Annotated in this window: 23 protein-coding genes and 1 tRNA gene; 10 read left to right on the top strand and 14 right to left on the bottom strand. The window is 67.6% G+C overall.

The window, feature by feature from the left end; all coding sequences use genetic code 11:
* Position 1 precedes the first annotated feature (1 nt).
* From VSO01S_RS12205 to VSO01S_RS12170, 8 genes are all read right to left on the bottom strand, one after another.
* Positions 2 to 991 carry a BMP family protein gene (locus VSO01S_RS12205; RefSeq protein ID WP_174544726.1) on the bottom strand — a complete coding sequence of 330 codons (990 nt, stop codon included), beginning with the start codon at positions 989 to 991 and terminating at the stop codon, positions 2 to 4.
* 73 nt (positions 992 to 1,064) lie between these two features.
* Positions 1,065 to 1,694 (bottom strand): uracil phosphoribosyltransferase, encoded by a 630-nt coding sequence (upp, locus tag VSO01S_RS12200; protein ID WP_068642695.1) that lies wholly within the window; start codon positions 1,692 to 1,694, stop codon positions 1,065 to 1,067.
* A 53-nt stretch (positions 1,695 to 1,747) separates the two neighbouring features.
* A complete protein-coding gene (locus VSO01S_RS12195; protein WP_084241836.1) occupies positions 1,748 to 3,163 on the bottom strand; it encodes a URC4/urg3 family protein in 1,416 nt (471 codons plus the stop codon).
* Positions 3,160 to 4,479 (bottom strand): GTP cyclohydrolase II, encoded by a 1,320-nt coding sequence (locus tag VSO01S_RS12190; protein ID WP_068642693.1) that lies wholly within the window; start codon positions 4,477 to 4,479, stop codon positions 3,160 to 3,162. Before VSO01S_RS12190 ends, VSO01S_RS12195 begins: the two co-directional genes overlap by 4 nt.
* A gap of 83 nt (positions 4,480 to 4,562) precedes the next feature.
* Entirely contained in the window at positions 4,563 to 5,048 is a 486-nt protein-coding gene (locus VSO01S_RS12185; RefSeq protein ID WP_218002342.1) for a DoxX family protein, read from the bottom strand.
* Positions 5,045 to 5,821 carry an HvfC/BufC N-terminal domain-containing protein gene (locus VSO01S_RS12180; protein ID WP_068642691.1) on the bottom strand — a complete coding sequence of 259 codons (777 nt, stop codon included), beginning with the start codon at positions 5,819 to 5,821 and terminating at the stop codon, positions 5,045 to 5,047. The genes VSO01S_RS12185 and VSO01S_RS12180 overlap by 4 nt, the downstream gene beginning before the upstream one ends.
* Entirely contained in the window at positions 5,818 to 6,678 is an 861-nt protein-coding gene (gene bufB, locus VSO01S_RS12175; RefSeq protein WP_068642689.1) for an MNIO family bufferin maturase, read from the bottom strand. Before bufB ends, VSO01S_RS12180 begins: the two co-directional genes overlap by 4 nt.
* A 31-nt stretch (positions 6,679 to 6,709) precedes the next feature.
* A complete protein-coding gene (locus VSO01S_RS12170; protein ID WP_068642687.1) occupies positions 6,710 to 7,009 on the bottom strand; it encodes a BufA1 family periplasmic bufferin-type metallophore in 300 nt (99 codons plus the stop codon).
* 153 nt (positions 7,010 to 7,162) lie between these two features.
* Between VSO01S_RS12170 and VSO01S_RS12165 the strand changes: the two genes are divergently transcribed.
* Together VSO01S_RS12165 and VSO01S_RS12160 are read left to right on the top strand one after the other, a co-directional pair.
* Entirely contained in the window at positions 7,163 to 7,744 is a 582-nt protein-coding gene (locus VSO01S_RS12165) for a sigma-70 family RNA polymerase sigma factor (protein ID WP_068642685.1), read from the top strand.
* Entirely contained in the window at positions 7,741 to 8,382 is a 642-nt protein-coding gene (locus VSO01S_RS12160; protein WP_068642683.1) for an NrsF family protein, read from the top strand. The genes VSO01S_RS12165 and VSO01S_RS12160 overlap by 4 nt, the downstream gene beginning before the upstream one ends.
* A 30-nt stretch (positions 8,383 to 8,412) precedes the next feature.
* Here the strand turns inward: VSO01S_RS12160 and pobA are convergent, their stop codons facing one another.
* A complete protein-coding gene (pobA, locus tag VSO01S_RS12155; RefSeq protein WP_068642681.1) occupies positions 8,413 to 9,597 on the bottom strand; it encodes a 4-hydroxybenzoate 3-monooxygenase in 1,185 nt (394 codons plus the stop codon).
* Between the two features lie 158 nt (positions 9,598 to 9,755).
* On the opposite strand from pobA, the gene VSO01S_RS12150 reads away from it, so the two are divergent.
* On the top strand, positions 9,756 to 10,532 hold the full coding sequence (locus VSO01S_RS12150) for an IclR family transcriptional regulator domain-containing protein (RefSeq protein WP_169804094.1): 777 nt from the start codon (positions 9,756 to 9,758) through the stop codon (positions 10,530 to 10,532).
* Between the two features lie 46 nt (positions 10,533 to 10,578).
* Positions 10,579 to 10,654, top strand: a tRNA-Asn gene (locus VSO01S_RS12145).
* A gap of 55 nt (positions 10,655 to 10,709) precedes the next feature.
* On the opposite strand, the gene VSO01S_RS12140 is transcribed toward VSO01S_RS12145, so the two are convergent.
* Genes VSO01S_RS12140 through VSO01S_RS12125 form a run of 4 tightly spaced genes read right to left on the bottom strand, consistent with a single transcriptional unit; the run spans position 10,710 to position 14,796 of the window.
* Complete coding sequence (locus tag VSO01S_RS12140; RefSeq protein WP_245684191.1) at positions 10,710 to 11,423, bottom strand: hypothetical protein; 714 nt, start codon at positions 11,421 to 11,423, stop codon at positions 10,710 to 10,712.
* 20 nt (positions 11,424 to 11,443) lie between these two features.
* On the bottom strand, positions 11,444 to 11,992 hold the full coding sequence (locus VSO01S_RS12135; protein ID WP_068642679.1) for a DUF4142 domain-containing protein: 549 nt from the start codon (positions 11,990 to 11,992) through the stop codon (positions 11,444 to 11,446).
* 60 nt (positions 11,993 to 12,052) lie between these two features.
* On the bottom strand, positions 12,053 to 13,369 hold the full coding sequence (locus VSO01S_RS12130; protein ID WP_068642677.1) for an NAD(P)/FAD-dependent oxidoreductase: 1,317 nt from the start codon (positions 13,367 to 13,369) through the stop codon (positions 12,053 to 12,055).
* A 2-nt stretch (positions 13,370 to 13,371) separates the two neighbouring features.
* Entirely contained in the window at positions 13,372 to 14,796 is a 1,425-nt protein-coding gene (locus VSO01S_RS12125) for a homospermidine synthase (protein WP_068642675.1), read from the bottom strand.
* 191 nt (positions 14,797 to 14,987) lie between these two features.
* Between VSO01S_RS12125 and VSO01S_RS12120 the strand changes: the two genes are divergently transcribed.
* From VSO01S_RS12120 to VSO01S_RS12110, 3 genes are read left to right on the top strand one after another with little or no spacing between them, the layout of a single operon-like run.
* Complete coding sequence (locus VSO01S_RS12120; protein WP_068642673.1) at positions 14,988 to 15,680, top strand: FMN-binding negative transcriptional regulator; 693 nt, start codon at positions 14,988 to 14,990, stop codon at positions 15,678 to 15,680.
* Positions 15,677 to 16,801: a tRNA adenosine(34) deaminase TadA gene (gene tadA, locus VSO01S_RS12115; RefSeq protein WP_084241835.1), complete on the top strand. Its 1,125-nt coding sequence runs from the start codon at positions 15,677 to 15,679 to the stop codon at positions 16,799 to 16,801. The genes VSO01S_RS12120 and tadA overlap by 4 nt, the downstream gene beginning before the upstream one ends.
* Positions 16,798 to 17,757, top strand: coding sequence for an LD-carboxypeptidase (locus VSO01S_RS12110; protein WP_068642672.1), 960 nt, complete (start codon positions 16,798 to 16,800; stop codon positions 17,755 to 17,757). Before tadA ends, VSO01S_RS12110 begins: the two co-directional genes overlap by 4 nt.
* Before the next feature lie 27 nt (positions 17,758 to 17,784).
* On the opposite strand, the gene VSO01S_RS12105 is transcribed toward VSO01S_RS12110, so the two are convergent.
* Positions 17,785 to 18,027 (bottom strand): hypothetical protein, encoded by a 243-nt coding sequence (locus VSO01S_RS12105; protein WP_245684190.1) that lies wholly within the window; start codon positions 18,025 to 18,027, stop codon positions 17,785 to 17,787.
* 435 nt (positions 18,028 to 18,462) lie between these two features.
* On the opposite strand from VSO01S_RS12105, the gene VSO01S_RS12100 reads away from it, so the two are divergent.
* From VSO01S_RS12100 to VSO01S_RS12095, 3 genes are all read left to right on the top strand, one after another.
* Complete coding sequence (locus VSO01S_RS12100) at positions 18,463 to 19,410, top strand: adenylate/guanylate cyclase domain-containing protein (protein ID WP_068642668.1); 948 nt, start codon at positions 18,463 to 18,465, stop codon at positions 19,408 to 19,410.
* Between the two features lie 239 nt (positions 19,411 to 19,649).
* Entirely contained in the window at positions 19,650 to 19,799 is a 150-nt protein-coding gene (locus tag VSO01S_RS27115; protein ID WP_153305243.1) for a hypothetical protein, read from the top strand.
* 89 nt (positions 19,800 to 19,888) lie between these two features.
* A complete protein-coding gene (locus VSO01S_RS12095) occupies positions 19,889 to 21,418 on the top strand; it encodes a TolC family protein (RefSeq protein WP_245684189.1) in 1,530 nt (509 codons plus the stop codon).
* Positions 21,419 to 21,562: the final 144 nt, after the last annotated feature.

Here is a 21,562-nt window from a genome sequence, read left to right as displayed (position 1 = left end):
ACTACTTGGCGCTGCCCGAGGACTTGGGCTGGCCGTCGTCCACCTTCACGGTGAACTTGCCGGCGCGGATGTCGGCCTCCTTGGCCTTGACCTTCGCCACCAGGTCGGCCGGCACTTTCTTCTCGAAGGTGCCCAAGGGCGCCAGCTCGGAGCCCTTGTGCTTCATCATCGAATAGGGGCCGTAGTCCTCCGCGGTGAACTTGCCTTCCTTCACCAGCTTGATGGCGCGGTCTACCGACGGCTCCATATTCCACAGGGCCGATGCGACCACCGTGTCGGGGTACTGCGCTTGCGTGTCGATCACGTTGCCGATGGCGAGCTTGCCGCGCTCCTTGGCCGCGTCCGACACGCCGAAGCGCTCCGCGTACATCACGTCGGCGCCCTTGTCGATCATGGCGAAGGCGGCTTCCTTGGCCTTGGGCGGATCGAACCAGCTGTTGATGAAGCTCACGCTGAACTCCACCTTGGGATTGACCTCGCGCGCGCCGGCCATGAAGGCGTTCATCAGCCGGTTGACCTCGGGAATGGGAAAGCCGCCCACCATGCCGATCTTGTTGGTCTTGGTCATGCCGCCGGCGATCATGCCGGTGAGGTAGGCGGGCTCCTGGATGTAGTTGTCGAACACCGAGAAGTTGGGCGCCTGGGGCTTGAGCGACGAGCCCATCAGGAAGGCCGTCTTGGGAAAGTCCTTGGCCACCTGGCGCGCCGCCTTCTCCACGCCGAACACCTCGCCCAGGATGAGCTGGTTGCCGGCGTTGGCGTATTCGCGCATCACGCGCTCGTAGTCGGCGTTGGCCACGTTCTCGGTGGCCTTGTATTCGATTTCGCCGCGGGCCTCGGCGGCCTTCAGCGCCTTGTGGATGCGGCCCACCCATTGCTGCTCGAAGGGCACGGTGTAGACGGCGGCCACCTTGAGCTTGGCCTGCTGCGCCATCGCCAAGCCGGGCAGGCCCGCGGCGAGCGCCGCGCCCAGCGCGGCCGAGCGAACCATCCAGTCACGTCGTTTCTGCGGTTGCATTCTTCTTCTCCTCGGTCGTTGGTGATTCGTTCTTCTCGGGCGAGCGTTATTTCGTGCCGAAGATGCGGTCGCCGGCGTCGCCCAGGCCCGGCAGGATGTAGCCGTGGTCGTTGAGCTCGCGGTCGATGGCCGCGGTGTAGATCGGAACGTCGGGGTGCGCCGTCTGCATGGTCTTCACGCCCTCGGGGCAGGTCAGCAGGCAGACGAACTTGATGGACTTGGGGTTGAGTTCCTTCAGGCGCTCCACCGCTGCGACGGCCGAGTTGCCGGTGGCCAGCATCGGGTCGACCACCACCACGTCGCGCTCGCTCATCTCGCCGGGCATCTTGAAGTAGTACTCCACCGCCGTGAGCGTCTTGGGGTCGCGGTACAGGCCGATGTGGCCCACGCGCGCGCCGGGCACCACGCTGAGCATGCCGTCCAGGATGCCCGTGCCCGCGCGCAAAATCGAGACGAACACCAGCTTCTTGCCGTCGATGACCTTGGCCTTCATCGATTCCAGCGGCGTCTCGATGTCGATCTCCTGCATGGGCACGTCGCGCGTCACTTCGTAGGCCATGAGCATGCTCAGCTCGTTGAGCAGCCGCCGGAAGCTGTTGGTGGAGGCGTCCTTGCGGCGCATCAGCGTCAGCTTGTGCTGCACCAGGGGATGGTCGATCAGGTGGACATTGCTCATGGTCGAGGAGCGACGTCTGGCGTCGCTGAATTTGCTATTTGGAGGTGCGAAGTCTAGAAGACTGTGCCGTCGCTTTCGATCTGGATGGGTGGCGCACCGTCACGCAAGCGCTGTGCCAGCGCCCGGCCGGTGGCCCAGCTGCCGCCTTCCAGCACGCAGGCCAAGGGTAGCTCTGCCTCGGTGCGATTGAGCTGCGTGCGCACGCGCGGCGCGAGTTCATCCAGCAGGGCGACGGTGAGGGCGCGCCATTCGACGATGAATTCGTCGCCCACCTTCCATGTGCGATCCATGAAGGCCGGGTCCCTGGGCACCAGCACGCCGGTGTCTAGGAACAGCCCGCCGTTGCGGTACTCCGGCAGGCCGGTGAGGGCGTCCAGCCCGCGCACCTTCACCCCAGCCCACTCGAAGGGCTCGAGCAGCGAATAGGTCAGCCATTGCGAGAGCTTGTGGAAGGGCATCCAGCCGCGCGTCAGGCCGGGGCCTTCGACAGCACTGTGGCGCCAGCAGTCGCCCAGCGCCAGGGCCGGGTCGCCGGACGGAATGCGGCCGGGCGAATCGCTGCCGTCGGCCGCCAGGCTGTCGATGCTGTTGGCCGCGGGCCAGATGCCCGAGAGCGTGTCCAGCAGCAGGGTGAGGATCTCGTGCGCCGTGACTTCGGCCGTGGGCGGCGCCGCCGGTCCGAACGGGCCGACCAGCTCGTCGAAAAGACCACCGGGCCGGCCCTGCTCACCGAAGATCTCGGGCTGCTCCTGCAGCGCCTCGCCCAGCCGCCGCAGCAGCATGGCCCGGCCGTTCAGGCCCAGCAGCGGATTGACCTCGCTCACCTGGAAGGCCGAGGCCAGCCGGTCGGTGACCAGGCTGCGCAGGCCGGCCGCATCCGCCTGCAGCGGGCGCTTCGGGTTGGAGGAGAAAAGGCCGGCAGTGAAGGCGTGGAAGCTCGCCACGCCCAGGCCTTCGGAGCGTGCCAGCCGCTGGTCGGTGGCCGGTTCCACGTAATGCCACTGGCTGCCCGCGCCGGCGTCCAGCAGCACGCTCACCACGGCCAGATCGATCTGGGCGCGGGCGCGTTCGTTCGGCGTGGCCGACGGGCCCAGCAGCTTGTCGAGCTGGGCACGCCGGTCGACGCCGCCGGCCTCGAAGTGGCGCCAGCGGCTGTGGTACGGGATGTTGTTCCAGGGAAAGCGCTCGCGCGTGGTCTCGGCCACCAGGCGGGCAGCCTCGTCCAGGGCGCTGGCGTCGTCGCCCATCCTGAACCATGGCGACTCGCCGCGCCGGGCCCGCGCAAGCAGCGCATGCGCGCGTTCGCGCACCGCCTGCGTGGTTCGCAGCACGGCCACGGCGCCGGCGGGCAGGGTGGTGTCGACCTCGAACTCGAGCGTCGGGTCGACATGGCCCGATTCGTCCGCGCTTTGCACCGCACGGTTGCGGGTGGGGCGGTCCGGGTCCAGGCCGTAGTTGTCCCGGCTCATTGATCGAGCCCCCGGCCCTTGGCCTTCTTCAGTTCTTCCGCATCGGGCACCACGCCCGGCGTGAAATAGCCCGCCGCCATCTTCGCGTCCATCTCGACGCGGGCGTCGGCGGGAATGAGCTCGTCCGGAATGTTCACGCGCGTGCCGATCTCGATGCCGGCGCCGGTGATGGCGTCGTACTTCATGTTGCTCATCGAGACCAGGCGGTGGATCTTGCGCACGCCCAGCCAGTGCAGCACGTCGGGCATCAGCTCCTGGAAGCGCATGTCCTGCACGCCGGCCACGCATTCGGTGCGGGCAAAGTACTGGTCGGCCGTGTCCCCGCCCACCTGGCGCTTGCGCGCGTTGTAGACCAGGAACTTGGTGACCTCGCCCAGGGCCCGGCCTTCCTTGCGCGAGTAGGCCACCAGGCCGACGCCGCCGCGCTGCGCGCCCATGATGCATTCCTCGATGGCGTGGGTGAGGTAGGGCCGGCAGGTGCAGATGTCCGAGCCGAACACGTCCGAGCCGTTGCATTCGTCGTGCACGCGGGCGGTGAGTTCGACCTCGGGGTTGGCCAGGTCGGGCGGGTTGCCGAAGATGTAGACGGTCTGGCCGCCGATGGGCGGCAGGAACACTTCCAGGTCGGGCCGCGTGACCAGCTCGGGATACATGCCGCCGGTTTCCTCGAACAGCACGCGCCGCAGGTCGGTCTCGGAGCAGCCGAAGCGCTTGGCCACGCCGGGCAGCCACCACACGGGCTCGATGGCCGCCTTGGTGACGATGGCCGCGCCGTTGGCGGTGAGGAACTTGCCGTCCGCCTTGAGCCGGCCTTTCTGCAGCGCCTCGATCACCTCGGGCAGGATCACGTGCGCCTTGGTCACGGCAATGGTGGGGCGGATGTCGTAGCCGGCCGCCAGTTCATTGGCGAACACGGTCGACACGGTGGCGCCCCAGGGGTCGATGGACACGATCTTGCCCGGCTCCAGCCATTGCGGATACGGGCCGATGGCATCGGTGGGCGAGGTGTTGGTCAGGTCCGCCTTGTGCTGCGGATTGAGCGCGCCCGAGGCCACCGCCAGCGCCCGGTACACGCTGTAGGAGCCGCTGTGCGTGCCGATCACGTTGCGGTGCGATCGCGTGGTGGTGGTGCCCACCACCGGCCCTCGCTCGGCGGGCGTTGGCGCGCCCCAGCGGATGGGCAGCGCGCCGAAGCCGCCGGCGTGCGAGGTCAGCCGTATGTGGCGCGGGCCGGATGGCGTGGGGGAAGGGGAGTTGCCGGCAGCGGCCGGCGCGGGAGTGGCAGGGGTTTCGTTCGCAGTGATGTCGACGGACATTGCAGGCCCTCAAAAACCGCAATGTATCGAGCACCCCCGCCGCTTGCAAGCACGCCCGCGTGGGACGCGCCGGCTGCCCGCTGTCAGCGGATGCCCAGTGCGCGGTCCATTGAGAGAACGCCGGCCCCGCGGCCCGCGATGTACAGCAGGATGGCCGCCCACGACAGGTGCGTCGGCCAGGCGTCGGGGTAGACGAAGAGCTGGATCACCAGCGTCATGCCCAGCAGGGCAAGGGCCGACAGGCGCGTGAACAGGCCCAGCACCAGCAGCAGCGGAAACAGGTGCTCGGCATAGGCGGCCAGATGCGCGCCCAGTTCGGGCGAGAGCAGCGGCAGCTTGTATTCGGTCCGGAACAGCTCGACGGCGCCGTCAGTCACCATCAGGAGGCCCTCGACCTTGGTGCGGCCGGAGTAGAAGAAGATGGCTGCGATGCTCAGCCGGCAGGCCAGTGCCAGCAGGTTGTGCGAGACGATGCGCTCGAGCCAGGCGGCTGCCGTGTTCCAGCGTGCGCGCAGGCCGTCCTTGGCGGCGGCGGGCGGCACGGTCATGGGCTGGGTGTGGTGGTTCATGGCGATTCCTCCGTGTCCGGATTCGAAAGGGCTTGAATGGCGCCGGCAGAAAGCAGGCGCGCCAGCATCGGCATGAGATCGGCCGCCGGGTCCGCAACTTGCGCTTGTTCGACGGCTTCACCGAAGGCGAGGCCCGCCTTGCAGGCATCCAGGAATGCGCAGTCGGCACGGCCGGCAGGCAGCCATTGCACGGTGGCGTGCGGTCGGGTGAGCAGGGCACCGTCGCCATGCCACGGCAAGTCTTCTTGCGCTTCGACCTTCGACCGGTTGCGCTCCCAGATGGCGTAGATGGGCTGCGCGTCGAACCAGGCCCAGCGCGCCGCCGGGTGGGGCTGCAGGCGGCAGGCGCCGAGGGCTTCCGGGGGCAGTTGGGCAAGCTGCGCGGCGCTCAGGGTTGGCGCGTTGGCGGCAATGTGCGATTCGGTCCAGAAGCGGTCCAGGCGCGCCACGCCCGGCAGGTAGTCGAGTTCAGCAGCTGGTTCGAAGGCGTGCAGGAAATCTGCGAACGACTCGCCGTAGTTGAACAGCGAGCTGTCCTGCGGCGGATGAGCCGCCACGAACAGCGCGGCGGCGGAGCGGAACCAGTCGCGGCCCACCAGTCGGGCCACGCTGGGATAGTTGGCCTCCAGCGCGTCGATGCAGCCCTTCATGACGGTGTTGCGATACACCGCGAAGGCGGGTTGTTCGGACCAGGGCGCCGGCGCCGATGGGGCGTGCCCCGTCAAGGCCTGAATGAAGTCTGCCTGGAAGCGTGCGAGGCCGGGGCTTGTCATGCCGTTGCCTCTTGATCTTTCCGGGCTGGCTGTACGCGCAAGAGTTCCTCGCAGGCTGCTTTCCCTTCCGCCAGAAGCGCCTCGAACTCAGGCAGGTTGCCGTCGCGCTCGATGAGCGTCGGCAGCGGGCCGGTGCGTTCGATGAGCCGGCGATACAGCGCCCACACCTCGGGCGAGATCGCTTCGTCATGCGAATCGATGAGCAGCGCCTTGCCCAGGGTCGGGTCGGCCGAGTAGCCGGCCAGGTGGATCTCCATGATGGCCGGCGCCGGAAAACGGTCGATGTAGGCCACCGCGTCGAAGCCCAGGTTGTTGGCCGAGACGTGCACGTTGTTCACATCCAGCAGCAGCCCGCATCCGGTGCGGCGGACCAGCTCGGCCAGAAATTCGATCTCGTCCCACGCCTGGCCATCGAGTTGCAGATAGTGCGACGGGTTCTCGATGGCAATGCGCCGGCCCAGCGCCTGCTGCGTGCGGTCGATGTTGCGCACGACGTGGTGCAGGGCCTCGGTGGTGCGGACGAAGGGCAGCAGGTCCGGAAAGTACTGGCCGCGCCAGCGCGACCAGGCCAGGTGCTCCGAAACCAGCGCGGGCTCGATGCGCCGGGCCAGTTCGGCCAGGCGCGCGAGGTGCGCGGAGTCGGGCGCCTCGGCGCCGCCCAGCGAGAGCGAAACACCGTGCAGCGACACCGGGTGCGCCGCACGGATGCGCTCCAGCCACTGAAGGCGCGGCCCGCCCATGACGAAGTAGTTCTCCGGATGCACCTCGAACCACAGGCCCGGCTGCGTGCAGGCGAGGGCGGCTTCGAAGTGCTCGGGCTTGAGGCCCAGGCCTGCCCGAAGAACTGGCTGCGTCATGGGAGGCTTGCCTTGTGTACCAGGACCGGGATCAGGACTTGATGGGCGTGAGCGAGCCCATGCCCTTGGGCGTCTTGATGGTGGTGCAGGTGCCCACCGGGACGTTCTTCCAGGCGTTGCCCTGGTAGTCCATCTTGGAGGTGCCGGCACAGGTGGTGCCGGGGCCGGCGGCGCAGTCGTTCTTGCCGGCCATGGAGACGCCGTAGCACTTCTCCATGGCGGCCTTGTCCTGCGGCATCTTGTTGTCTTGCATCTTGTCCTGGGCCATGGCGGCGCCGGCCACGAGGGCGCTGAGGCTGAGGGCGGTGACCGCAAAGGGACGCATGTTCATGGATAAGCTCCTTGGTTGGGTGATTGGTGGGTTCAAGACCGCACTCGATGATGCGCGGTCGAGTCTAGTTCGCGGAGTTTTCGCCGCCCGTTACACCAGGCGGCAAAATCGGCCCCGATTTCTTTTTCCTGGGTCCTGTAACCAACAGTCTTCATGTCACGAACACAAGAGAGTGATCGGGCGCGGATGGTGGCGGATGTCGAAGCAGCTCTGAAAGGTTTGTTCCTGCAGGGGCTGGGCGGAGACGCGGCGGCCTATCGCGCCTTCCTGGACCAGTTGAGCAGGCATTTGCGGGCCTTCCTCGCCCGGCGCCTGTTCGGATGGCCCGATGACGTCGAAGACCTTGTTCAGGAATGCCTTCTTGCCATGCACAACCAACGCCACACCTATCAAAGCGATCAGCCGCTGACGGCCTGGGTGCATGCCATTGCGCGCTACAAGATGATCGACCTGCTGCGCGCCAAGTCCGTGCGCGAGGCGCTGCACGATTCCATCGACGACGCGGACGACCTGTTTGCCGACGACGAAGCCAGCCCCGGCGAGGCCCGGCGCGATTTGCAGACGCTCCTGGCCACGCTGCCCGAGCGCCAGCGCGAAGCCATCGTTCGCACCAAGCTCGAAGGGCTGTCGGTGGCCGAGACAGCCAGCCTCACCGGCATGTCCGAATCGGCCGTCAAGGTCAACGTGCACCGCGGCCTGAAGGCGCTGGCCGCATCGATCAAGGGGGCCGCATGAAGACCGACGACCTCATCGGCATGCTGGCCACCGGCATCGAGCCGGTCCCCCGGCGCGCCGCCACGCGCCGGCTGGCCTGGGCCCTGGCCGCCGGCGTGCCGCTGGCTGTGGCGATCATGCTGGCAGGCTACGGACCGCGGCGTGACCTGGTGCAGGCCATGTTCTGGCCCATGCTCTGGGTGAAGATCCTGTTTCCGGCCTTCATTGCCTGGGGCGGTTTCCTGATGGCGCAGCGCCTGGCCCGGCCGGGCGTGCGCGTGGGGCTGTCGTGGCTGCTGCTCGCGGTCCCGGTGCTGGTCGTCTGGACTATGGCGCTGCAAAGCTGGTTCTTCCAGCCAGCCGGCGAGCGGATGCCCTTGGTGATGGGGCAGACCTGGCGCACCTGCGCCATGAGCATTGCGATGATCTCGACGCCGACGTTCGTGGCCGGGTTCGTGGCATTGAAGGGGCTGGCGCCCACCCGGCCGGCGTGGGCTGGCGCGGCGGTGGGTGCTCTGGCGGGCGGCGCGGGCGCTGCCGTCTATGCGCTGCACTGCCCGGAGCTGGCCGCGCCCTTCCTGGCGGTCTGGTATGTGGCGGGCATCCTGATCCTCGTCGCGCTGGGGGCGCTGCTCGGCCCCAGGGTGCTGCGCTGGTAGTCGCTCCCCGCGAACGCCGCGCCTAGAAACCTAGAAGTCTTCCAGCGGCAGGCCGACGTAGTTCTCGGCCAGGGAGGTCGATGCAGCCTGGGAGTGCACCAGGTAGTCGAGCTCGGCTTCCTGGATCTTCTGGCCGAATTCGCCCGTGTCCGGGAAGCGGTGCATGAGCGATGTGAACCACCACGAGAAGCGCTCGGCCTTCCACACGCGCCGCAGGCACAGGTCGGAATAGCGGTCCAGGGCCGAGTTGCTCTTCTCGCGGTAATGGATTTCCAGGGCGCGAGACAGATAGCCCACGTCTGCCGTGGCCAGGTTCAGGCCCTTGGCGCCGGTGGGCGGCACGATGTGCGCCGCATCGCCGGCCAGGAACAGGCGGCCGAAGCGCATCGGCTCGGCAACGAAGCTGCGCAGGGGGGCAATGCTCTTTTCCAGAGAGGGGCCGGTGACCAGGCGCTCGCGCGCCTCGGGGTCGAGCCGGTTGCGCAGTTCGTTCCAGAAGGCCTCGTCGCTCCAGTTCTCGACTTTTTCCTCCAGCGGCACCTGCACGTAGTAGCGGCTGCGGGTGGCGCTGCGCATGCTGCACAGGGCAAAGCCGCGCGGGGTGTTGGCATAGATGAGCTCGTGCGATACCGGCGCCACGTCCGCCAGCACGCCCAGCCAGCCGAAGGGGTAGACCTTCTCGTAGGTGTGGATCGCGTTGGCCGGCACGCTGGCGCGGCTCACGCCGTGGTAGCCGTCGCAGCCAGCGATGAAGTCGCATTCGATCTCGTGCGTGGCGCCGTCCTTCTGGTAGCGCACGCGCGGCGCGGTGCCGTCGAAATCGTGCAGGCTCACGTTGGCGGCTTCGTAGATGGTCGTCAGCCCCTCGGCCTCGCGGGCATGCATCAGGTCGCGCGTGACCTCCGTCTGGCCGTACACCGTCACCTGCTTGCCCCCGGTGAGCCCATGCATGTCGATGCGATGCCGCGCGCCCTTGAACAGCAACTCGATGCCGCGGTGCGGCAGGCCTTCGGCGTGCGCGCGGGCATCCACCCCGGCGCGCGCCAGCAGGTCCATGGTCACCTGTTCCAGCACGCCGGCGCGGATGCGGCCCAGCACGTAGTCGCCGCTCTGGCGCTCGACGATGATGTTGTCGATGCCGGCCTTGAAGAGCAATTGCCCCAGCAGCAGGCCGGCCGGCCCGGCCCCGATGATGACGACTTGGGTCTTTTTCATGATGCGTTTCGCTCCAGTCTCCGAATGGACGCAAGCGTAGGACGGCCCGCCGGATGCAGCTACGGCCGGGTGCACCCCTTTGTGCGATGATGAGACGCCGTGCGCGATCATCGCGCAGTGCGGCGCTTGCAGTCTCCCTCCCACCCAATGCCCGCGACATGACCATCGACATCGCCAAGGCCGACTTCATCGAAGGCATTGCCAAGGGCATGGCCGTGCTGGAGAGCTTCGACACCGAACGCCAGCGCCTCAATGCCACGCTGGCCGCCGAGCGCGCCGGACTGACCCGCGCCGCGGCGCGGCGCCACCTGCTCACGCTGGCCCACCTGGGCTATCTGGAAACCGACGGCAGCTATTTCTGGATGTCGCCCAAGGTGCTGCGTTTCTCGGGCACCTATCTATCTTCTTCGCGCCTGCCGCGCACACTGCAGCCCACGCTCAACCGCCTGGCCGCGCAGACCCAGGAGTGGTTCTCGGTGGTGGTGCTCGACGGAGATGAAACAGTCATCGTGGCGCGAAGCGGAACGCCCAGCACGCCCACGCGTGTACTTGCCTATGGCCTTCACCTGGGTGCGCGCCTGCCGGCCCATGCCATGTCCACCGGCCGCGTGCTGCTGGCCGCCATGAGCGGCGCGGAGTTGTCGCGCTGGCTCAAGGGCCGCACCCTGCCACGTCTCACGCCGCACACCATCACCCAGGCCAAGGCGCTGCGCGAGGAAATCGCCAGGGTGCGCGCGCAGGACTATTGCATTGCCACGGAAGAGCACGAGATCGGCGTGCAGGCGCTGGCGGTGCCACTGCGCAACATGCACGGAAAGACCGTCGCCGCACTCAACGTTGTTCTATCTGGCACCATGCGAAGCAATGCAGTTCTTGAGAGAGAATTGCTGCCTCTCCTGCAGACCGCCGCACACGAAGTTCGAAGTTTGTTGTGAGCGAGTTGAAGAAGCCGAAAAAAACACGCTATAATCTGAGGCTTGTTCCCCGATAGCTCAGTCGGTAGAGCGCCGGACTGTTAATCCGTAGGTCCCTGGTTCGAGCCCAGGTCGGGGAGCCACTACAAACCCTAGTGGTTCTTGAACGCCTCGCCATCGAAAGATGGCGGGGCGTTTTCATTTGCGCTCGGTCTTTTCCCTGTCCGCCAATGCGCAGCCAAGTGCCAGGCCGATGGCCAGAGCCGCATAGACATACGTCATCGACTTGCGGCTGAGGTGGTGCTCGAAGCCCGGGCGCAGCCGCTGCGGCGTGATCGTGTAGTCGATGGCGCACGCGGCGGCCGCGGTCGCGCCGGCGCCGGCGAGTCCTGCCGCCCAACCACCGGTGGCATTCGGTCGCTTGGCCTTCAGCCAGGCGTAGAGCAGGGCCCACAAGGTCGCGCTGGCGTGGTGGATGGCGTAGCCCACCAGCGTGTGCCTCATCGTCGGCCGCCGTTCCCGAAGCGCCTCCTGTGTCCAGAACACATGGCTGACTGCATTGGTCGGCGCCACGTAGCTGCCCACGTCGGATCGGCCCCGCCAGGCCAGCACAGCCGTCGACGCCACGCTGGCGCACGCACCTGCAACCAGGCCCGTGCGCAAGACCGCGCCCCACGGTGGGGCCGGCTGAGCGCCGCTGGCGTCTGGCGCCCGCTGTGTGCGGGCGGCAGCGGGCTCGGCCTTCGTCACGTTCACGGACACGGGGTCGCTGGCCGGAAACGATTCCTCGATGCCGTGGTCGATGGCGCCTTCGTCCGGCGCGTGGTCCACGGGGCGCGTCGGCTGGACGGTCGGCGCATCGTGCTTCGCGTTGGTGGGAAAGGGGTAGGGCGCGGTGCTCGGGTGGTCCATGGGGCAGTCTCCGGTGTCTCTCAGTGCTTGCCTGCCAGCTTCTGCGCATGTTCCAGATGCCTGGACACCACGGGTGTGGTGTCGGCCGCGTACTTGCGCAGGTCGGCGTCCTTGGCGCCTTGCTCGACTTTCTTGAGCAAGGCCAGGGTCTGTTCATGGTCGGAGACGGCCATCGAGGCGTAGCGCTTGTCGAAGCTCTCGCCGTTCATGGCCTGCAATGACTTGGCCGCGGCTGCGTGCTTGGCATCGGGCTCCTTGGGCAGTTGCACGCCCTTGCGGCTGGCCAGCGCCTGCAGCTTCTGCAGCGATTCGGTGTGGTCCTTGACCATCATGGCGCCGAAGCTCTTCACATCCTCCTTGCTTCCCTTCTGCTGGGCGAGCTTGCCGGTCTCCACCTCTGCAAGGTTGCCTTCGCCAAGGTCTTTCATGAATTGCTGATCGGCCGCGGCGGGCTTGTCCTGGCTGCTGCCTGGCGACGCGGCCTGCGCCTGGACGGGTGCTGGCTGTACGGCGTAAAGCGCGGCGGCTGCGGTGAGCGCAAGCGCGGTACTGAGAATTGGGACGGACATGAGGTTTTCCTTTCATGCGCGGAAAACCCGCGCCGTGGCATCTCCCGGCAATCGGCGCGCCTACAGGGCATCGCGCAGCCGGTAATACAGCATGCCCAGCACCAGGGCCGGGGTGCGAAGGCGTGTGCCGCCGGGAAAATGCGCGTGCTTCAGGCGGGCGAACAGGTCGAAGCGTTCGGCCTGCGCCTGCACCGCTTCGGCCGCCAGGCGCCCCGCCATGCCCGCCATGGCCAGCCCGTGCCCCGAAAAGCCCTGCAGGTAAAAGATGTTGGGCGCCAGCCGGCCGAAGTCCGGCGCCTTGTTCATCGTCAGGTCCACAAACCCGCCCCACGCATGCGTGACTGACAGGTCGGCAAGCGAAGGAAAGACCCGCAGCATGCTGCCGCGGATGCGCGATACCAGCCGCCGCGGCGTGACGCCGCTGTAGCTGTCGCCGGCGCCGAACAGCAGGCGGTGGTCCGCCGAGAGCCGGAAGTAGTCGAGCACGAAGTTGTTGTCCGACACGGCGCAGGCACTGGGGATGAGCGCTTTCGCGCGTGCCGCGTCCATCGCTTCGGTGGCGATCATGTAGGTGCCCACCGGCATGATGCGGCCCGAAATTTCCGGCGCCAGCGCATCGCCGTATTCGCCCAGGTACACGTTGCCGGCAAGGATGAGGTGCCTGCAGCGCAGTTCGCCCTGTCCGGTCTTCACCAGCGGGCGCTCGCCGCGCTCCAGGCGCAATGCCGGCGAGTTCTCGAAGATGCGCACGCCGGCGCCGTGCGCGGCCCGGCCCAGTTCCAGGCAGTACTTCAAAGGGTGCAGATGTCCGGAGACAGGATCATGGACCGCGGCGTCGAAACGTTCGCTGGCAATCCATTGCGGCAGGTCCTTCTTGTCGATCCACTGCAGCGGATGTCCCCAGTCGCGGGCCAGCGGCTCCATCCAGCGCCGCAGGGCCCGGGTGCGCGAGGGCTTGACCGAGACGGTGAGCGCGCCCGGTTGCCAGTCGCACGCCATCTCGTAGCGTGCGATGCGTTCGCGCAGCAGCGACACCGCTTCGACCGAGACATCCCAGGCCATCCGGCTGCGCGCCGCGCCCAACTGATGGCAGATGGCCTCTTCGCCGTCGCTGCCGAAGCCGGCCAGCACCTGCCCGCCATTGCGGCCCGAGGCACCCCAGCCCAGGCGCTGCGCCTCGAGCAGCACCACCGCGAAGCCGCGCTGCGCCAGCTCGAGTGCGGCCGACAGGCCGGCATAGCCGCCGCCGATGACACCGACATCCGCTTCCCAGTGGCCGGTGAGCGTGGGCTGCGGCGCCGGCCGCTGCACGCTGGCTTCGTACCACGACGATTCGACCAGCCCGAGTTCCTTCTGCAGCAGCGTGGCAGCGGGCATTTTTAGTGGACCCGGACATTCAGGAACTGCCAGGGATCTTCCTCGTCGATCGGTTCGTCGAACAGCGGGCTGCGGTCCTTCAGCGGCGTCCAGTCGCCGAACACGCCGGCCACTTCGCCCAGCAGCGGCGCAGCCACCGAGAGGACGAGCCGGTGGTCGAGGTCGTCGGGCTCCACCACACCGGCGTCCGGGTTCTGCAGCGCCCAGGCCATGCCGCCCAGGATGCCGGCCACCACCTGCAGGCTGGTCGCGCTGTTGAACGGCGCAAGCTGGCGCGCCTCGTCGATGCGCAGCCGCGAGCCCAGCCAGTACGCGCCGCGCGAATTGCCTCCGAGCAGAACGCCCAGTTCGTCCATGCCGGTTTCGATGTCGTCGCGCACCAGGCGGTGCCGGCGCTGCGCATGCCAATGGTGTCCGGCCAGTTCGTGCAGGGAAAGCACGGCGTCGTCGCAGGGGTGGTAGGCGTAATGGACGGTCGGCCTGTAGACCACCTTGCCGTCCTTGCGAAGCGTGAGATGGTCGGCGATGGAGATCGACTCGGCATGCGTCACCAGAAAGCCGTGATAGGGCCCTTCCAGCGGTGTCCAGCTTCGCACGCGGGTGGCGATGCCGGGCCGCGCGAGGTAGATCGCCGCATCGCTGCCGTGGCCGTGCCGGTGGGCGTCGGGTGGCCAGTGGCGCTCGTGCGTGCCCCAGCCCAACTCGGCCGGCTGCAGACCTTCGTCGATGAAGCCGTCCACCGACCAGGTGTTGACGAATTCGCCGCGCTGCTTGCGCTCGCGCGCCGCCTGCGTGTCGCGCTCGGCAATGTGGATGGTGCGGATGTCCAGCGCCTGTGCCAGCGCGGCCCATTCCTCGAAGCAGGAGGGCAGGGTGTCCGGCGGCTTGTCGTTGGCCTGTGCCACATCCAGCAGCGCCTGCTTGACCAGCGCCGACACCAGCCCCGGGTTGGCGCCCTGGGTGATGACGGCGGTCGGGCCTTGCCGCTTGTCGAGCCGGTACGCCAGGACTTCTTCCCGCAGGCTGTAGTTGGAGCGTCTCGACAGCGGCAGCGACGGGTCGTCGTAGCGGCCCGGCCAGGGCTCGTTGCAGGTGTCCAGATACAGCGCGCCGCGCTCCCGGCATAGCCGGATGAGCGCCAGGCTGGACACGTCCACCGAGAGATTGAGCAGGAAGTCGCCTTCGTCCAGCAAGGGGCCGAGCACCGTCTCGTAGTTTCCTTCGTCCAGCCGGTGCGCCAGGACCTTGACGCCCAGCTCCTGTGCGACGCCGCTGTGGTCGGCAGACGGCTTGACGATGCACACCCGGTCGGGCCGAAGGCCCAGCCGCTCCATCAGGACGCCCAGGCAGGCCTGACCAATGGAGCCGAAGCCCACCATCACGAGCTTGCCGCGCAACCGCGCGATCGCGTTCCTGCCTGTCTTCATGCCAGGCAGTGGCAAGCGGAGGGCCCACTGCGGGTGCGGGCCGGCCGGCACCCGAGCGCCGCCCGCTGCAGCTATTGCGGCAAGTTTTTCAACCGGCACCGCCGCTGACGGCCTGCGCGCGGGCCATCGGCCCAACCCGAGGCCAGCCGCCGCTGGCACACTAGCGCGTTGCCCTACGAACCGCGCATGCCATGTACCTGCCGCCGCAATTCAACGAGAAGGACCGCGCCGTCGCCGCAGAGCTGATGCGTGCGAGCCCCTTTGCCAGCCTGATCACCACCGATGACGAAGGGCTGCCTTTCGTCACCCACCTTCCGCTGGTGCTGGAAGCGCGGGGCACGGACGACCTGCGGCTGTGGGGACACTGCGCCAAGCCCAATCCTCAATGGCGCCATCTGCAGGCCAGGCCTCGCGCGGTGGTCACCTTCCTGGGGCCGCATGCGTATCTGTCGCCGTCCGTCTATCCGGACCTGGCGCGGGTGCCCACCTGGAACTACCTGGCGGTGCATTGCGTGGTGCAGGCGCGCCTGGTGGATGCGCCCGACGAAAAGGACGCGCTGCTCAAGCGCCTGATCGGGCAGCACGAGCCGCCCTACGCGCAGCAATGGAGCGAGCTGGGCGAGGAGTTCCAGCACAAGATGCTCGCCGGCATTGTCGGCTTCGAGCTGTCGGTGGTCGACCTGCAGTGCAAGATCAAGCTCAACCAGCATCGGCGCGAATCGCACGTGGAAATGCATGCCCGCTATGCCGCCGGCACGCCCGACGAGCAGGCGCTCGCCGGCTGGATGCGGCGCCTGGGCCTGCAGGTGGATGCCATGCCGTCGCTGGAGGATCTCGACGCCGCCATGCAGCCGCCGCGCGCCATGCCCGACGAGGCCCAGTGAGCAGCGACGCGGGCAAGGCGAGCCAGCCGCGGGACGACGCGCACTGGATGTCGCTCGCGCTGGACGAGGCGCGGCTGGCCATGGCGGCGGGCGAGGTGCCGGTGGGCGCGGTGCTGGTGAAGGACGGCATGCTGCTGGCGCGCGGGCGCAACGCCCCGGTGGCCGGCCACGACCCCACGGCCCATGCCGAGATCGCCGCCTTGCGGGCCGCCGCGCACGCGCTGGGCAACTACCGCCTGGACGGCTGCGAACTCTTCGTCACCCTGGAGCCCTGCGCGATGTGCGCCGGCGCCATGCTGCATGCGCGGCTGGCCCGCGTCGTGTTCGGCGCGGCCGACCCGAAGACCGGTGCGGCCGGCTCGGTGCTCGACCTGTTCGCCAAGCCCGAACTCAACCATCAGACGGTGGTGCAGGGCGGCGTGCTGTCCGGCGAGTGCGCCCAGTTGTTGCAGGCGTTCTTCCGCGGCCGGCGCGAGCATGCCCGCGCCGTGGCGCAACCGCTTCGCGACGATGCGCTGCGCACGCCCGAGTCCTGCTTCAGCGCGTTGCCCGCTCCGTGGCCGGAGATGCAGGTGGCGGATCTCCCGGCGCTGGAGGGCCTGCGCCTGAACTATCTGGACACCGCGCCGGACGCGCCCGCCGGCACGCCGGCGTGCCTGTGCCTGCATGGCGCGGGACTGTGGAGCCACCATCTGCACACGCTGGTCGGCGCCTTGCAGGCGGCGGGTGCGCCGCGTGTGCTGGCACCCGATCTCATCGGCTTCGGCAAGAGCGACAAGCCCAAGCGCGAGGCCTTCCATGCTCTCGAGCGGCATCGCGACGTGCTGCGCCAGCTGCTGGACCGGCTGGACGCGGACCGCGTGGTGCTGATCGCCTGCGAAAGCATGCGGCCTCTGGCCGAGGCGCTGGCAGCGGCCGACCCTGGACGCGTGCTGGCGCTTCTCCCCGCAGTCGAAAGTACGGCGCCTGAACTCGAGGAGGCGCGCCGCGCGCCGTTTCCGGACCGCGGCTTCGAGGCCGCGCTGCGGGCCTTCGGCCGTCCGCGCAAGGCGCGCCAGGTTTCGCAGGACGAGGCGCAGTCCCTCGCGCGCCGGGCAATGGGATACTTCGCGCCGACATGAGCAAGAACAAGCACATCTATATCTACTCCCCCTCCAGCGCGGTGCGCGACAAGGCCGCCTTCAAGCGCGGCGTGGCCCGGCTCAAGGCGCTGGGCCACGAGGTGGAAATCGACGAGGCGGCGCTCAAGAGCCACCAGCGCTTTGCCGGCGACGACGCCACCCGCCTTGCCGCCATTGGCCGCGCGGCGGCCAGCCGCGCCGACGTGGCGCTCATCTCGCGCGGCGGCTACGGGCTCACGCGCATCCTCGACGCGCTGCCCTACAAGGCCATCGCCAAGGCAGTCGAGCGCGGGACCGAGTTCGTGGGGCTGTCGGACTACACGGCGCTGCAGTGCGCTGCGCTGGTCAAGACCGGCACCGTGACCTGGTCCGGCCCGGCGCTGGGCGAGGACTTCGGTGCCGAGGGCGGTGCCGACGACATCATGGAAGCCTGCTTCGACGACCTGCTGCACGGCCAGGGCGAAGGCACGGGCTGGCGCCTGCCTGCCCGCGATGCCGAGGTGGGGGAGAAGCTGCGCAGCATCCACGGCGCAACGCTGTGGGGCGGCAACCTGTGCGTGCTCACGGCCCTGCTGGGCACGCCTTACTTCCCCCAGGTGGACAAGGGCATGCTCTTTCTCGAAGACGTGAACGAGCATCCCTATCGGGTCGAGCGCATGCTCGACCAACTGCGCCACGCTGGCGTGCTCGCCCGTCAGAAGGCCATCGTGCTGGGCCAGTTCACCGGCCAGAAGAAGGTGCCCCACGACCGCGGCTTCGGCATGCACGCCGTGGTCGACCGGTTGCGCACGCTGCTGAAGGTGCCGGTGCTGACCGGCCTCCCATTCGGGCATGTGCCCACCAAGGTGCTGCTACCGGTGGGCGCCAAGGTCGAACTCGCAGCCAGCGGCCGCGACGTCTTCATGGTGTGGGGGCATCGCCATGCGCATGAAGGAGATCACGGCCATCATCACTGATGGCTGGCGCGCGGCGAAGGGAGCGTTTCAGGAAGCGATGCGCCGATGCGCGCGAGGGCCCATGGCGTCGGGCAGGCGGCCGCGGAACATGCTGTTGATCTGCTTCATCTGCAGGCGGGCAGCGCCTTCGCCGTCCAGATCGCTCAGCGCCGTCATCACGTCCTGGCGCAAGTACCAGAGCGCTTCCAGGTCATCGGCGAACTGCACGCGCTGGGCCACCCGGCTGACGGCGCTGCCGCCGTGCAGGCGCAGCATGTTCAGCATGGCCATCCGGATCTCACCGGCACGCCGTTCCTCGGACTGGCGCAGACCAGGGACAGGCAGAGGCAGAAGGCGAATGAGCTTGCGCAGAGACACCATGATGCGGGGAGGTTCGGAAGGTGAATAAACGTTAACTATTGAGCGCAGACTAAGGGGGTGACGCTCCGGGCACAAGCGCGTAAACCGCAAATCATGTTTAAAAACAACATACTTCACACAATTGCTCATCAGGTTTCGCAGGAATGACAACCTCCGTACTACTTTTTGTGGAGTGCTGTTACTTCCGGCCCCGTGTCCCCGTGATATGAACCTTTGTGTTGCGTCCAGTCACCAAATGCCACACCTTTTTTTCAATTTGCAAGCTCTTTGGTTCACATCCTCTTCGGGAATGTGACTATTTGCCATAATGGTCTCGCGATTGCGCGAAAGCATCTCTAGCACTACATGGGCTCTCAAACCACGGTTGTCTTCGCCGATTTGACCGGCAGCACGCGCGTGTTCGAAGCCATCGGCAATGCGCGGGCTACCGAGACGGTCACGCGCCTGATCCAATGGATCGGCGGCGTGTGCGAGATGCATGGCGGCCGTGTCGTCAAGTCGCTGGGCGACGGCGTGTTCGCCGTGTTCACCAATGGCGGTTCCGCCACCACGGCCGTCCTGGAACTGCAGCGCAACCACCACAAGCGGCTGCAGACCTGGCCGGCGCCTTTGCGCATGGAACTGCAGATCGGCGTGGCCAGCGGCGAAGTGGTGGAGGTGGACGGTGACTGCTACGGCGACGCCGTCAACCTGGCTTCTCGCCTGAGCGATCTGGCGGGGCCCAGCCAGATCTGGGCCACCGAGGCGGTCATCGACGACCTGGGCAACGTCGACGCGCGGCACCGCAACCTCGGGCCCATCAACATCCGCGGCAAGAACGAAATGCCGGTGGTCTACCGCATCGACTGGCAGGACGAGGTGTCCGACTTCCTCACCATGCCGGCCACGCTGGTGCCGCCGCCGCGAATCCCCGACTCCACCTTCGGCCAGATCGAGCTGAGCTGGCTCGACGTTCGCACGCTGTTTCGCGCGGCCGAACTGCCCATTCACCTCGGGCGCGTGGACGAGGCGCAGTTCGTGGTGAACGATCCGCGCGTGTCGCGGCTGCATGCACGCATCGAGGCGCGCAACGGCAGCTGCGTGCTGGTGGACGTGAGCACCTATGGCACCTGGGTGCGCTTTCACGGCACGGCTGGCGCCAGCGGCGAGATCGCGCTGCGCCGCGAAGAATGCGTGCTGCACGGCAGCGGCGAGATCGGCCTGGGCGCGCCGCTGAGCGACTTCAGCGCGCCGACCATTTCCTTCAATACCACCGGCGGCAACGTGCAACTGGCCCAACGCGGCTTGCGCTGAGCCCGCGCGTCTTTGTCTCATTGCGGCCGACGAGCGTGTTCGGCCATGCAACGCGGTCTTCAATCGACTCGAAGTCGAGTATCCTCCGGCTCGCAGAGCGTTGGGGCAAGCGCCTGCATGTAGTACTTGCCGTGTAGGTAGTACTTGTGCTGGGTCGATGGTCGATGTGATCATGCGCCAGGCATCAAGGCGCGGCTGTCGCGCCAACAGCGGTATCGAAGACAGCAGGGGGACGATGAATGAGTTTTTTTGCGACGCTGATCGGCTCGGTGGGTGAGCCGATCGGCCCCGCCGCCGGGCTGGCGGCCGATCAGGAGCATCTGGTCGTTTCGCAGTTCCGACTTTCTTCCATGCGGTTCGACGGCGGACCGGTACAGGGCCCCTCCTAGGCCACGTGTTGCCCGTTTGCGGCCCGGTCCTGCCCCGGGTCTTCCACGCCGTCATTCATTCAGGAAAGAAACAGAAGAAGCCTATGCCGATGCAGACATTGAAGACACCCGTTTCGCTGTGCGTTGCCTTGTTCCTCGCCGCATGCACATCGGTCGTCAAAGAGCAGCCCTACACGGAAGACGAGAACAGCGCCCGCGCCAAGGCCGACCAGGTCAAGATGTATGCGGATCAGGAGCCGGTGACCGGCCCCATCAGCTTCTACGAGGCCGCCGCGCGAGCCCTCAAGTACAACCTGGACTACCGCCTCAAGCTGATGGAGAGCGCGCTGTCGGCCAACCTGCGCGACGTGTCCAGCCACGAGATGCTGCCGCGCCTGGTCGCGTCGGCCGGCCGCACCGGCCGCAGCAACGATTCGGGCGGCACCTCCATCGGCATCGAAGACCGGCAGGTGAGCTTGCGGCCCTCCACCTCCGAAGAGCGTTACCACAACATCGCCGGCCTGGGCCTGAGCTGGAGCACGCTGGACTTTGCGGTGGGCTACTACCGCACCGCGCAGCGCAACGACCAGATCCTGATGGCCGAGGAGCGCCGCCGCAAGGTTGCGCAGAACGTGCTGCAAGACGTGCGCAGTGCCTATTGGCGCGCGCTTGGCGCCCAACGACTGCTGCCGCAGGTCGATGGGCTGCTCGCGCGCACCAATGACGCACTGCGCCAGGCGCGCGAGGCGCAAGACCGCGGCCTGCTGCCGCGCCAGGAGATCCTGGCCTACCAGCGCGCCTTGCTCGACTCGGTGTCGCTGCTCACGCAGCGCCGGCAGGACCTGGAGTTCGCGCAGGCCGAGTTGCGTGCCCTGATGTCGCTGCCGCCCAATCAGCCGATGCAGTTGGTGGATACGCCCGACCCGCGGCTGCCCAAGCTGAGCGCCGACCTGTCGCAGCTGGAGCAGGTGGCGCTGGTACGCCGGCCCGAGATCCAGGAAGAGTGGTATCGCCAGCGCGTGAACCAGCGCGACATCGAGATCGCCAAGGCCCAGCTGTGGCCCAGCGTGGGCGTGGACCTGTCCACGCGCTACGACTCCAACCAGTACCTCTACAACAACCACTGGCAGGCGGCCGGCATCGAGGTGTCGATCAACCTGCTGCGCCTGCTGCAGCTGCCCGCGTTGAATGCCTCGCAGCAATCGCAGAAGGACACCGACGAGATGCGCCGGGTGGCGCTGTCGATGGCGGTGCTCACGCAGGTGCGCATCGGCGCGCTTCGCTACGGGCTGGCCATGCACGAGCTGCAATTCGCCGAAGAAAGCCTGGTGGTGGACACCAAGCTGCTGGACTACGCGCGCTCGGCCCGCAAGACCTCGCTGGGCTCCGAACTGGAGCTGATCCGCGCCGAAGGCCGGTTCCTGCTGTCGCGCTACCAGCGCGAGGCGGCGCAGTCGACCGCGCAGGCGGCCTGGGGGCGGCTGTACAACTCGGTCGGCCTGGACGTGTTCCCCACCACCATCCAGAGCTACGACATCAAGTCGCTGGCGCAGGAAATCGAGAAGATCACGCTGACGATGGAAAACCAGCGCCTGCGCGGCGCCGTGTCGGGCGAGAACAGCCCGCGCCTTGCCCAGTGATGCGCTTGTTGGATGCAGACCGGCTCGAAGCAGGAGCGTGCGAATTGAATCAACCGCCGGCCAAGTCGCCACGAACCCGATGGGCCGCGGCCCTGTGCCTCGGCCTGGCGGCCGCGTGGCCGGCGCTGGCGCAGCAGCAGCCGG

It is taken from the genome of Variovorax soli NBRC 106424 (assembly GCF_001591385.1).
In the GTDB taxonomy this organism is placed as follows: domain Bacteria; phylum Pseudomonadota; class Gammaproteobacteria; order Burkholderiales; family Burkholderiaceae_C; genus Variovorax; species Variovorax soli.
Note: the sequence above shows the minus strand (reverse complement) of the source record. Positions and strands in the feature narration are given on the sequence as shown.

Excerpts from the sequence above, each read along its gene's own strand:
- VSO01S_RS12205 (WP_174544726.1), bottom strand. The coding sequence starts at position 991 with ATGGTTCGCTCGGCCGCGCTGGGCGCGGCGCTCGCCGCGGGCCTGCCC.
- upp (WP_068642695.1), bottom strand. The coding sequence starts at position 1,694 with ATGAGCAATGTCCACCTGATCGACCATCCCCTGGTGCAGCACAAGCTG.
- VSO01S_RS12195 (WP_084241836.1), bottom strand. The coding sequence starts at position 3,163 with ATGAGCCGGGACAACTACGGCCTGGACCCGGACCGCCCCACCCGCAAC.
- VSO01S_RS12190 (WP_068642693.1), bottom strand. The coding sequence starts at position 4,479 with ATGTCCGTCGACATCACTGCGAACGAAACCCCTGCCACTCCCGCGCCG.
- VSO01S_RS12185 (WP_218002342.1), bottom strand. The coding sequence starts at position 5,048 with ATGAACCACCACACCCAGCCCATGACCGTGCCGCCCGCCGCCGCCAAG.
- VSO01S_RS12180 (WP_068642691.1), bottom strand. The coding sequence starts at position 5,821 with ATGACAAGCCCCGGCCTCGCACGCTTCCAGGCAGACTTCATTCAGGCC.
- bufB (WP_068642689.1), bottom strand. The coding sequence starts at position 6,678 with ATGACGCAGCCAGTTCTTCGGGCAGGCCTGGGCCTCAAGCCCGAGCAC.
- VSO01S_RS12170 (WP_068642687.1), bottom strand. The coding sequence starts at position 7,009 with ATGAACATGCGTCCCTTTGCGGTCACCGCCCTCAGCCTCAGCGCCCTC.
- VSO01S_RS12165 (WP_068642685.1), top strand. The coding sequence starts at position 7,163 with ATGTCACGAACACAAGAGAGTGATCGGGCGCGGATGGTGGCGGATGTC.
- VSO01S_RS12160 (WP_068642683.1), top strand. The coding sequence starts at position 7,741 with ATGAAGACCGACGACCTCATCGGCATGCTGGCCACCGGCATCGAGCCG.
- pobA (WP_068642681.1), bottom strand. The coding sequence starts at position 9,597 with ATGAAAAAGACCCAAGTCGTCATCATCGGGGCCGGGCCGGCCGGCCTG.
- VSO01S_RS12150 (WP_169804094.1), top strand. The coding sequence starts at position 9,756 with ATGACCATCGACATCGCCAAGGCCGACTTCATCGAAGGCATTGCCAAG.
- VSO01S_RS12140 (WP_245684191.1), bottom strand. The coding sequence starts at position 11,423 with ATGGACCACCCGAGCACCGCGCCCTACCCCTTTCCCACCAACGCGAAG.
- VSO01S_RS12135 (WP_068642679.1), bottom strand. The coding sequence starts at position 11,992 with ATGTCCGTCCCAATTCTCAGTACCGCGCTTGCGCTCACCGCAGCCGCC.
- VSO01S_RS12130 (WP_068642677.1), bottom strand. The coding sequence starts at position 13,369 with ATGCCCGCTGCCACGCTGCTGCAGAAGGAACTCGGGCTGGTCGAATCG.
- VSO01S_RS12125 (WP_068642675.1), bottom strand. The coding sequence starts at position 14,796 with ATGAAGACAGGCAGGAACGCGATCGCGCGGTTGCGCGGCAAGCTCGTG.
- VSO01S_RS12120 (WP_068642673.1), top strand. The coding sequence starts at position 14,988 with ATGTACCTGCCGCCGCAATTCAACGAGAAGGACCGCGCCGTCGCCGCA.
- VSO01S_RS12110 (WP_068642672.1), top strand. The coding sequence starts at position 16,798 with ATGAGCAAGAACAAGCACATCTATATCTACTCCCCCTCCAGCGCGGTG.
- VSO01S_RS12105 (WP_245684190.1), bottom strand. The coding sequence starts at position 18,027 with ATGGCCATGCTGAACATGCTGCGCCTGCACGGCGGCAGCGCCGTCAGC.
- VSO01S_RS12100 (WP_068642668.1), top strand. The coding sequence starts at position 18,463 with ATGGGCTCTCAAACCACGGTTGTCTTCGCCGATTTGACCGGCAGCACG.
- VSO01S_RS27115 (WP_153305243.1), top strand. The coding sequence starts at position 19,650 with ATGAGTTTTTTTGCGACGCTGATCGGCTCGGTGGGTGAGCCGATCGGC.
- VSO01S_RS12095 (WP_245684189.1), top strand. The coding sequence starts at position 19,889 with ATGCAGACATTGAAGACACCCGTTTCGCTGTGCGTTGCCTTGTTCCTC.